Genomic DNA, 10,482 nt, shown 5'->3' on the forward strand with positions numbered 1-10,482 from the left:
TGGAGAGTCATCATGAAAACAACGGTAACGGTTCAATCGATTATCGACGGTGGCAAATTATCGGCTTTGCAATGGTTGGTATTTGTATTGGGTTGTTTGATTATTTTGGCCGATGGTTTGGATGCCGGCGCCATCGGTTACATTGCACCCTCTGTGATGGAAGAATGGGGTATCGACAAAAAAGACTTGGGTCCGGTGTTGAGTGCAGCCTTAATCGGCATGTCCTTGGGTGCGTTGGGTTCTGGACCGCTGGCCGACCGCTTCGGCCGCCGATGGGTGGTGATTGCCACAACTTTTTTGTTCGGTGTGGCCACTCTGCTTTCGGCCACATCGCAAAACTTGGGCCATTTGGAAATTTGGCGGTTTCTGACCGGCTTGGGTTTGGGGGCGGCAATGCCGAATATTGCGACTTTGCTGGCGGAATATATGCCGAAAAAACGCCGTATGCTGATGGTCAATATGATGCTGTGTATGTTTCCCTTGGGTGCTTCTTTAGGCGGGGTATTATCGGCTGTGCTGCTCAAGCATTTCGGCTGGCATGCCATTCTGGTGATTGGCGGTGTGCTGCCGATTGCCCTGACGGTGGTTTTGCTGTTTGCCTTACCTGAATCGGTGCCGTTCTTGCTGCGCCAAGGCCGGCAGGATGCTGCCCGCAAAATCATCGCCAAACTGGGTCGGCCTTTAACAGACAGCGAAGAACTGACGCTGGCGGACGACAGCGGCAAAGTACAACAGGCCTCTGCCGAAAAACCGCTGAAAATGCTGCTCTCCTCCACTTATCTGAAATCAGGCATCACCATGTGGTTGTGCTGCTTTATGAGTCTTCTGGTGTTTTACCTGCTGATGAGCTGGATGCCGACCATTCTGAAAAATGCCGGATTCGGCGTCGAGCAATACAGCCTGCTGACCGCGGTTTTCCCTTTTGGCGGCGTGGTGGGCACTTTGATTATCGGCTGGTTTATGGATCGGTTTAATCCCAATCGTGCTTTGATGACAACTTATTTTATCTCTGCCGCATTGTTGTTGGTTACCGGCTTGTTTGGCAGCAATATTTATCTGTTGGGTGGTTTCATCTTTTTGGCCGGTGCGGGTTTGGTTGGCGCGCAATCTTCGCTGCCCTCTTTGGCGGCGGCATCCTATCCAGTGCAATGCCGTGCGGCAGGTGTATCGTGGATGCACGGCATCGGTCGATTGGGTGCGATTACCGGCGCATTGTTCGGTTCGGTGATTTTTGCTTTCGGTTTGGACATTCAAGGCATCTTTATGCTGCTGGCCGCGCCGGTTTTGGTTTCTGCTTTGGCTTTGTGGGCCAAAGGTACAGAAACGGTTGATTAACGCGAAGGGATAACATCATGACACAACAAATGATTCAACAGGCTGCCGATGCTTTATGGCAGGCGCAACGAAGCCAAACGGCTTGTCCGCCGGTGCGTGAATGGTTTTCAGACGGATTGGATGTGGATACAGCCTACCAAATTCAACAAATCAATATCGAACGGGCTGTGCGTGAAGAAGGCCGGCGTGTGGTGGGTAAAAAAATCGGCCTGACTTCGGTAGCCGTGCAAAAACAGTTGGGCGTAGATCAGCCTGATTTCGGCAGTATTTTTGCCGACATGGTGGTGGCAGAAGGCGAAAGTGTGCATTTGTCCGGTTTAATCCAACCCAAAGTTGAGGCAGAAGTGGCTTTGGTATTGAAACATGATTTACTGCTGCCACAACACACGCTGACAGAATTGATTCATGCGGTGGATTATGCGTTACCGGCCATCGAAATCGTCGACAGCCGCGTGCAAGGTTGGAATATCCGTATCGGCGATACTGTGGCCGATAACGCTTCTTCCGCCTTGGTAGCCATTGGTCAGCAGCCGGTTTTATTAAAGGATTTGGCTTTAACCAAAATCGGTATGGCTATGTATCAAAGCGGCGATTTGGTGTCTTCGGGCAACGGTGCGGCCTGCTTGGGCAATCCATTGGTGGCTGCCCTGTGGCTGGCCAATACCATGGCAGCTCGGGGGATGCCACTCAAAGCCGGCAACCTGATTCTGACCGGTGCTTTGGGGCCGATGGTGCCGGTAACGCAACCGTCTGCCTTTAAAGCGGAAATTCAGGATTTAGGGGAAATCAATCTGGTTTTTGAAGATTAAATTTGAACGCGTAACGGGAAGGAATCAAACCATGAGCAATCATAAAATCGGCGCCGCCATTATCGGATCGGGCAACATCGGTTCAGATTTGATGATAAAAATTCTGCGCCATGGCCGCCATCTGCAACTCTTGGCATTAGCCGGCATCGATCCAGCTTCAGACGGCTTGGCACGCGCACAACGTTTGGGAGTGGCAACCACCCACGAAGGCATAGACGGCTTGGTCAAGCTGCCTGAATTTAAAGACATCAAAATCGTTTTTGATGCCACCTCTGCCGGTGCGCATATCAAACACAATGCCGTTTTGCAACAGCATGGTGTGCGCGTGATCGATTTGACACCGGCCGCCATCGGCCCCTATGTCGTACCGGTGTGCAATTTAAACGAACACATTCAGGCAGCCAACATCAATATGGTAACGTGCGGCGGACAGGCCACCATTCCTATTGTTCACGCCATCAATCAAATCAGCCAAGTGCAATATGCCGAAATCGTGGCTTCAATTGCCAGCAATTCGGCCGGTCCCGGCACCCGTGCCAATATTGATGAATTTACCGAAACCACAGCCAAAGCCCTGCAAAGCATCGGTGGTGCAAACCGTGCCAAAGCCATCATTATCCTCAATCCGGCCGAACCGCCGGTGATGATGCGCGATACGGTGTATTGTCTGCTGGCCGAGCAAGGCAAAGAAGAGGCCGTGCGAGAAGCCGTGGCCGCACGAGTGGCTCAAGTGCAGCAATATGTCCCCGGATACCGTTTAAAACAGACTGTCCAATTTGAAAATATTTCTGCAGAAGAGGCAGGATTTTATCCAGATTTGCAGGGGCGATCCGGCACCAAAGTAACCGTGTTTCTGGAAGTGGAGGGTGCTGCCCACTATCTGCCGGCTTACGCAGGCAATCTCGACATCATGACTTCCGCCGCACTGGCATCCGCAGAAATCGTGGCCGAACAACTGGCATCACAAGGAGCTTGAGATGGTTGATTTATATATTTCCGACGTTACCCTGCGCGATGGTTCGCATGTGATGAAACACCGTTACAGCATCGGGCAGGTAAAAGAAATAGCCGCTGCTTTAGATAAAGCCGGCGTACGCTCGATTGAAGTGGCACACGGCGACGGCTTGGCCGGCTCCAGCTTCAACTACGGCTTTGGCGCGCATACCGATGTGGAATGGATTTCTGCCGCCGCCGAATCGGTTGACAATGCCCTGATTGCCACTTTGTTGATTCCCGGCATCGGTACCGTGCACGATTTAAAGGAAGCCTATCTGGCCGGAGCTCGGGTGGTACGGGTGGCAACCCATTCCACCGAAGCCGATGTTTCCGCCCAGCATATCGCCTATGCCCGCGAGCTGGGTATGGATGCGGTCGGTTTTCTGATGATGTCGCACCTGACCGAACCGAACCGCTTGGCTGAAGAAGCCGTGAAAATGGAAAGTTACGGTGCAAGCTGTATTTACATCACCGATTCGGGCGGTGCAATGCTGCCGAACGATATGCGGGCGCGGGTACGGGCATTGAAAGCAGCCTTAAAACCGGAAACCACTTTAGGCGTACATGCCCACCATAATTTAAGTTTGGGTGTGGCCAATTCGATTGTGGCAGTAGAAGAAGGCGTACACCGCGTCGATGCTTCTTTGGCCGGACAAGGTGCCGGTGCCGGCAATGCACCGTTGGAAGTATTTATTGCCTGCGCCGAGAAATTAGGCTGGCAGCATGGTTGCGATTTGATTGCACTGATGAATGCCGCCGACGATATCGTCCGGCCGTTGCAGGCCCGTCCCGTCCGTGTAGACCGTGAATCGCTGGCATTGGGCTTTGCCGGCGTCTATTCCAGCTTTTTGCTGCACGCCGAACGCGCCGCTGCCGTTTATGGTCTCAATACCGTTGATATTCTGCTGGAAGTCGGCCGCCGCAAAATGGTGGGCGGACAGGAAGACATGATTGCCGATGTGGCATTGGATTTATTGAAAAAACAGGAGGCCGTATGAATGCTGCCGAGTATGCCCGTAAACTGCACGATGCCCGAATCAACCGACAGGAAACACCGTCGCTTCGCACCACTTATGCCTTTGATTTAGAAGAGGCTTACCGCATCCAAGATGAAGGCTTGGCATTGCGCCATGCCGAAGGCGAAAAAAGCATAGGCGTGAAACTGGGGTTCACCAGTAAAGCCAAAATGGTGCAAATGGGGGTGAATCACCTAATTTGGGGCGGCCTAACCGATGCCATGCGCGTAGCCGACGCGGGCAGTTTGGATTTAAGCTGCTTTATCCACCCGCGTATCGAGCCTGAAATCGGCTTTTTGACCGGCCGTGATATTGATACCGCATTAACGGCCGACAACTGCCTGAACTATATCGAACGCATTTTTCCGGCATTGGAAATCATCGATTCGCGCTATGAAGCCTTTAAATTCAACCTGGAAGATGTGGTGGCCGACAACACTTCTTCCGCAGCATTTGTTACCGGTATGCAATATCCGGTATCGGCCTTCCAAGCCAATATGGGCGTCTTGCTGAAAGAAAACGGCAAAGTGGTGGAGAGCGGCACAACCGCGGCCATTTTAGGCAATCCGATTAACGCCTTGGTGCAGGTTTCGGCACTGTTGGCCGAACGCGGCCAAACCCTGCCTGCCGGTTCATTGATTCTCGCCGGTGCCGCCACTGCCGCCGTACCTTTAAAATCCGGCAGCCATTATGAAGCCGAAATTTACGGCTTAGGCAGCGTTTCCGTTTACACACAATCAGGAGCAGATCATGGTTAACCGGTCAACCTTATTGGAAGGCAAAGCCAAACCGCGCGGCAGCTTTCCGCACATCAAGCGCGCAGGTGATTTTCTGTTTGTTTCCGGCACCAGCTCGCGCCTGCCTGATAATTCGTTTGCCGGTGTGAAAGTAGACGAAATGGGGGCTACCGATTTGGATATTGCCGTGCAAACCCGCGCCGTAATCGAAAACATCCGTGAGATTTTGGCGGCCGAAGGAGCCGGCTTGGAGGACGTGGTAGAGATCTGCACCTATTTGGTCGACATGAATGATTTTGCCCGCTACAACCAAGTGTATGCCGAATTTTTCGACTACAGCGGCCCTACCCGCACCACCGTAGCCGTACACCAACTGCCGCACCCGCATTTGCGGATTGAAATCAAGGCCGTTGCCTATAAACCTGTTCGATAAAGGTTTTTCAGACAGCCTGAAAAACGGTTCGGCCAATATGTTTGGATTCAACATTGCGGCACACATTTCAGGCAGCCTGAAACCATCAGTAAGGAGCAATATCATGGAACTGAAATACGGTTTACCCAAACAATTAATTTCATGGTCTGAAGAAAATCTGGCCCTGCTCAAACCGCCCGTGGCCAATGCCGCCGTGTTTCCGGATGGAGACTACATCATCAACGTGGTCGGCGGTCCGAACTTCCGATCGGATTTTCACGACAATCCGACCGAAGAAATTTTTTACCAAATTCACGGTCATGCACATATTCTGGTGTGGGACAGAGGCCGTTTCGAGCGCATCGACTTAAATCCGGGTGATGTGTTTTTGCTGCCGGCACACCTGCAACATTCGCCGCAACGGCATGAAAAAGGACTGTGCTTTTTGGTTGAACGGCCGCGGCCGGAAGACAAGCACGACCATGTGCGCTGGTATTGCTCCGATTGCGCCACCTTGATTTACGACGGCGGCGGGCAAATGACCGATTTAGTGGCTGATTTACCGGCCATGTTCGACCGCTTTTATGCCACCAGCGACCAAGAGCGCACCTGCCCGCAATGCGGCAAAGTCCATCCCGGCCACAAAGCCTCCGAATGGCTGGAAGCCTTGAAAACCTCCAAAGTCGCCAATTTTAATCAATAAGCAAAGGACAAAGGCCATGATGATTGACATACACGCTCATTTTTTTCCGCCGGTCAGCGAAGAACAGGCCATGCGCCTGAATCCGAAAACCGCACCGTGGCTGAAAATCAAAGACGACGGCAAAACCGGCAACATCATTCTGGATGGTCGCGATTTCCGTCCGGTTTACGATGCACTGTGGAGTGCTGAACGCCGAGTGGAAGAACTGGATAAGCAAAATGTCGATCTCCAGATTATCTGCGCCACGCCGGTTTTATTTGCCTATGCCGAACCCATCAGTGAAAAAGTGGTGGAATGGAACCGCCTGATGAACGATTTGGCCATAGAAATGTGCAACTATGCGCCAAACCGTCTGAAAACCTTGGCTCAAGTACCGTTGCAGGACATTGACGAAGCCTGCAAAGAACTCAGCCGTGCGAAAAATATCGGTCACATCGGCGTACAAATCGGCAACCATGTCGGCCTGAAAAATCTGGATGACGAGGGCATACTCACCTTCTTACACCACTGTGCCGATGAAAACATGCCGGTATTCATCCACCCGTGGGACATGATGGGCAAAGAGCGGATGCCCAAATGGATGCTGCAATGGCTGGTATCGATGCCGGCGGAAACCCAATTGGGCGTACTGTCGCTGATTCTTTCAGGCGCACTAGAAAAGCTGCCTGAGAGTTTGAAAATCTGTTTTGCCCACGGCGGCGGCAGCTTCCCCTATTTAATCGGTCGTGTTGACAACGCTTGGCAACACCGCGACATCGTGCGGGAAGACTGTCCGAAACTGCCTTCATCGTATTTAAACCGCGTCTGGGTAGATTCGGCCGTATTCGACCCCTTGGCGTTGCGCTTTTTGGTAGATAAAATGGGCGCAGACAAAATCATGCTCGGATCAGACGCACCCTTCCCCTTGGGAGAGAAGAAAATTGGCTACTTGGTAAAAAACAGCGGTTTGGCGGTTGATATCCAGCAAAATATTCTTCACGGCAATGCCAAACAGTTTTTCAATTTGTAAAAAAGCTACTTTGTGGATTCACAGAAGAGGGTTTGTGGATTATCTTTAGGCAAACCCTATTTATATTTCGAGGTACTATCCATGCACATCGAATCCGACAGCCGCAATTTTAAGGTAAAAGATATCGCATTGAACCGCATCAAGCTGCGCCCTCTGATTATTTTCAACCAAGTGCATGCCTCTGGATCCATCATACATGCCGCCAACGAGCTACACTTGACCCAGCCTGCAGTAACCAAAGCCATTCATGAATTGGAAGACCAGCTCCAAGTCAAACTATTTATTCGAAAAAAAAGCGGTGTAGAACCTACCGAGGAAGGCAGGTTTCTAGCCAAGCGTATCAACCACTTGTTGATTCAACTCCGTTATTTGGTAGACGATATAAATAGTTTCCGTGAAGGTCATGTCGGGCGCTTGGCTGTCGGTACATTGCTTTCCGGTAGTGTACATTTGCTGCCGCGTGCCGTTGTGGCATTAAAGAAGAGCAACCCAGATGTACACGTTACGATAAAAGTAGGCACATTCGACGAGCTTTTTCCGGCTTTGAGTAAGGGGGAGTTGGATATTGTGGTCGGTCGGCTGCCGAAGTCTGCTGCAGAGCACTATCAATTTAACCTTCAGCATACTGCGCTTTTTCAAGAAAAATTAAAGTTGGTCGTATCAAAAAATCATCCGCTGCTCAAGCAGCAGGCCGTAAAAATCGAAGATTTACTGCAATATCCATGGATTGTGCCGCTACACGGATCAGAAATGCGTCAAACCATTACTCATTTTTTCTATGAGCGAAATCTGTCTTTCCCAGCTAATATCATCGAATCCATGTCAATGTTGGCCAATATCAGCATTTTGACACAAAGCCAAACCATTGCATGTATGGCAGATCATGTAGCAGATTATTTAGTCAGCCTCGATATTCTGAAAACACTTTCTATCCCGCTGGAATACGCCACAAGTGTCGGATATTCAATCAGAAGCCACAGAGAACAAAGCTTGGTATGTCATAAATTTATCCAGATCATGCACCAATTGTTCGACTTGGATGGTGGCGGATTTTAATTGCGAACCAGAACGTAGTAACAAAATGGGTACTAAAAATCTTAGAAAACCTTATCCTGAAAGAATTACACGTATTCAAAAGTTTTGAATGCAAAAATGTCCTTTGCACCTCTCGAAACATCAAACGTGAGGCAGGATTATCAATACAAAGTTTGTCTAAAGTGCGCAAATGCCTTGTACTGATATAGTGGATTTAAAACAAAACTCCGATATTGGAGCGCGGACGTCCTCGTCCGCAAAATATCCAGAATCATACATAAAAAGCGGACGAAAACGTCCGCGCTCCACCAGACATTTTATTTGAATCGACTATAAATTCCTACAAATGTGATGGCTGTTTTTAACCTCAATAAAAACAAAATTAAAGCAATTGTTTCAATTGATAACCTTAGTTAAAGTCGTAAGATAAGAATCGTAATTAATCGTTGTTATAGATTTTTTTAAGCACATTAATTCAGGAGTCATTTATGGAGCATATTAAAAAATCAGTTTGGTTTGCCGGCATGGGTTTAATAGCAACGGGCAATAGTTTAGCTGCGTCTAAACAGGAAGTGCCTAAACGACCCAATATTGTTTTAATTTTGGCGGACGATATGGGCTACTCTGATATCACCCCTTATGGTGGTGAGATTCATACACCCAATTTAGATACCCTCGCGCAAAATGGTGTGAAATTCACTAATTTCCAAGTAACACCATATTCCGGGCCTTCACGCGCGGCGCTACTGACAGGTACGGACCCGCATACTGCTGGCTTGGGCAATTTAAATGAAATTACGCGACCTGAACAAAGAGCAGGTAATGCGGAAGGCTATCGTGGCGCACTCAACAGTAAAGCAGTAACTTTGGCGGAATATTTGCAAAAAGCAGGCTATCGCACTATTTTGTCAGGCAAATGGCATTTGGGTTACAAAGATGGGGAAGGTCCTGAAAATCATGGATTTGACCGTTCATTGGCTTTGATGCGTGGAGAGTATTACCATTTTAAAAGCCCCACATTAAACCAATATGGCTTGCAAACTACTTACGGAGTGTACAACGAGCCTGAAGGTATGGAAGTTTATCGTTTAAATGGCAAAGTTACCACCATGCCCGATAATTTCTTTTCTACCATTAATTATACCGATTTTGCCATTCAAGAAATTGAAAATCGCTCGAAAAATCAACCTTTCTTTGTTTATTTAGCCTACACGGCGCCACATTCTCCTTTGCAGGCACCTGAAAAAGACATTGCCAAATATGCAGACAAATATATAGATGGCCCGCAAAAGCTTGCCGATAGTCGTATGCGGCGATTGAAACAAATGGGATTGATTGCGAAAAATATACCCAATCGCAAATTAGTTGGCACACCTGAATGGGACAGTTTGAGTGCTGATGAGCGCGCAGCTGAGAGTAAACGCATGCAAGTTTATGCTGCTATGGTAGACAATATGGACAGCAATATTGGGCGCTTGATGAGCAAGTTGCGTGAACGCGGTGAGCTTAAAAACACTATTTTTGTATTTTTATCGGATAACGGTGCGGCGGGAGCCTCGCGTGAACGCGATGCGCGCTGGGGAAAATGGGTTTCAGGTGCCCACAATAACCAATTAGAAAAAATGGGCAGCGCAGAAAGCTATATTTCAACAGGACCTGACTGGGCACAAGCATCCAATACGCCTTACTATCTTTTTAAAGGTTACACCACAGAAGGCGGTATTCGCTCACCTTTAATTATTTCAGGTCCAGGTGTTGCCAAGAAAGGCATTGATGGCGCTTATGGCGACATTACCGATATCACACCAACCTTGTTATCGCTGGCTCATATTTCTGTTAAAACACCTGAAGGCAAGAATCCAATCACAGGCATAAATTTGAGCCAACGCTTAGCGAAACCCAACCCTCAATTTCGTGGACCAAAACAAGCGCGTGTAATGGAAATGATGGGCGGTAAAATGGTAAAAAAAGGGGACTATAAAGCAGTGGCAACCAGTCATTTCGCAAAAATTCATGGTTTAGATAATGCCGGCATTGTAAAACAAAAATGGCAGCTATTTAATGTAATTAATGATCCTGCTGAAAGCCACGATTTAGCGAAGAAAAAACCAACAATACTGAAAAAACTTGTTGATATTTATAAAAATTATTCCTATCAGCAAGGCGTGGTGGAAGTTTCGCCTACTAAGCTCGGCGACTAAATGACATTGATAGGTAAAAAATACAAGTTGGTTTTGCCAACTTGTATTTGGCAAAGATTTCAAACTATAGTAAACCAGTTTGAGGAAAATATGTGCGCCATACTCGGGTTTGGCCTGGACATGGTGCATATGTTTTGTTTATATGTTTAAAGTATCGAAAAGAATTTTGCAAAGGTATAGTCAATTAAAATAAGAACTCCGTAGCAATGCAGTCATAAAATCTCCCACG

At 48.5% G+C, this 10,482-nt stretch carries 10 protein-coding genes; all 10 read left to right on the forward strand.

What is annotated here, in order from left to right; translation table 11 throughout:
• The first annotated feature begins 12 nt into the window (after positions 1-12).
• The 10 genes from Q4C79_RS08765 (at position 13) to Q4C79_RS08810 (ending at position 10,253) form a co-directional block, all read left to right on the forward strand.
• The gene (locus Q4C79_RS08765; RefSeq protein ID WP_303090640.1) at positions 13-1,335 is read left to right on the forward strand and encodes an aromatic acid/H+ symport family MFS transporter; all 1,323 of its coding nucleotides are present in this window, start codon (positions 13-15) and stop codon (positions 1,333-1,335) included.
• Positions 1,336-1,352: 17 nt separating this feature from the next.
• Entirely contained in the window at positions 1,353-2,144 is a 792-nt protein-coding gene (locus Q4C79_RS08770; protein WP_303090641.1) for a 2-keto-4-pentenoate hydratase, read from the forward strand.
• 31 nt (positions 2,145-2,175) lie between these two features.
• On the forward strand, positions 2,176-3,120 hold the full coding sequence (locus Q4C79_RS08775) for an acetaldehyde dehydrogenase (acetylating) (protein WP_303090642.1): 945 nt from the start codon (positions 2,176-2,178) through the stop codon (positions 3,118-3,120).
• A gap of 1 nt (position 3,121) precedes the next feature.
• Entirely contained in the window at positions 3,122-4,138 is a 1,017-nt protein-coding gene (gene dmpG, locus Q4C79_RS08780; protein ID WP_303090643.1) for a 4-hydroxy-2-oxovalerate aldolase, read from the forward strand.
• Complete coding sequence (locus Q4C79_RS08785) at positions 4,135-4,914, forward strand: 2-keto-4-pentenoate hydratase (RefSeq protein WP_303090644.1); 780 nt, start codon at positions 4,135-4,137, stop codon at positions 4,912-4,914. Before dmpG ends, Q4C79_RS08785 begins: the two co-directional genes overlap by 4 nt.
• The gene (locus tag Q4C79_RS08790) at positions 4,907-5,326 is read left to right on the forward strand and encodes a RidA family protein (RefSeq protein ID WP_303090645.1); all 420 of its coding nucleotides are present in this window, start codon (positions 4,907-4,909) and stop codon (positions 5,324-5,326) included. The genes Q4C79_RS08785 and Q4C79_RS08790 overlap by 8 nt, the downstream gene beginning before the upstream one ends.
• Positions 5,327-5,429: 103 nt before the next feature.
• A complete protein-coding gene (gene nbaC, locus Q4C79_RS08795) occupies positions 5,430-6,008 on the forward strand; it encodes a 3-hydroxyanthranilate 3,4-dioxygenase (RefSeq protein WP_303090646.1) in 579 nt (192 codons plus the stop codon).
• Positions 6,009-6,024: 16 nt separating this feature from the next.
• Positions 6,025-7,017, forward strand: a complete 993-nt coding sequence (locus Q4C79_RS08800; protein ID WP_303090647.1) for an amidohydrolase family protein — start codon at positions 6,025-6,027, stop codon at positions 7,015-7,017.
• 81 nt (positions 7,018-7,098) lie between these two features.
• Positions 7,099-8,073: a LysR substrate-binding domain-containing protein gene (locus Q4C79_RS08805; RefSeq protein WP_303090648.1), complete on the forward strand. Its 975-nt coding sequence runs from the start codon at positions 7,099-7,101 to the stop codon at positions 8,071-8,073.
• A gap of 467 nt (positions 8,074-8,540) precedes the next feature.
• Positions 8,541-10,253, forward strand: a complete 1,713-nt coding sequence (locus Q4C79_RS08810; protein ID WP_303090649.1) for an arylsulfatase — start codon at positions 8,541-8,543, stop codon at positions 10,251-10,253.
• Positions 10,254-10,482: the final 229 nt, after the last annotated feature.

It is taken from the genome of Neisseria sp., from assembly GCF_030523955.1.
GTDB lineage: Bacteria > Pseudomonadota > Gammaproteobacteria > Burkholderiales > Neisseriaceae > Neisseria.

Bases quoted from the DNA above. Each gene is read 5' to 3' on its own strand.
- Q4C79_RS08785 (WP_303090644.1), top strand. From the start codon at position 4,135: ATGAATGCTGCCGAGTATGCCCGTAAACTGCACGATGCCCGAATCAAC.
- Q4C79_RS08770 (WP_303090641.1), top strand. From the start codon at position 1,353: ATGACACAACAAATGATTCAACAGGCTGCCGATGCTTTATGGCAGGCG.
- Q4C79_RS08790 (WP_303090645.1), top strand. From the start codon at position 4,907: ATGGTTAACCGGTCAACCTTATTGGAAGGCAAAGCCAAACCGCGCGGC.
- Q4C79_RS08800 (WP_303090647.1), top strand. From the start codon at position 6,025: ATGATGATTGACATACACGCTCATTTTTTTCCGCCGGTCAGCGAAGAA.
- Q4C79_RS08810 (WP_303090649.1), top strand. From the start codon at position 8,541: ATGGAGCATATTAAAAAATCAGTTTGGTTTGCCGGCATGGGTTTAATA.
- Q4C79_RS08775 (WP_303090642.1), top strand. From the start codon at position 2,176: ATGAGCAATCATAAAATCGGCGCCGCCATTATCGGATCGGGCAACATC.
- Q4C79_RS08765 (WP_303090640.1), top strand. From the start codon at position 13: ATGAAAACAACGGTAACGGTTCAATCGATTATCGACGGTGGCAAATTA.
- dmpG (WP_303090643.1), top strand. From the start codon at position 3,122: ATGGTTGATTTATATATTTCCGACGTTACCCTGCGCGATGGTTCGCAT.
- nbaC (WP_303090646.1), top strand. From the start codon at position 5,430: ATGGAACTGAAATACGGTTTACCCAAACAATTAATTTCATGGTCTGAA.
- Q4C79_RS08805 (WP_303090648.1), top strand. From the start codon at position 7,099: ATGCACATCGAATCCGACAGCCGCAATTTTAAGGTAAAAGATATCGCA.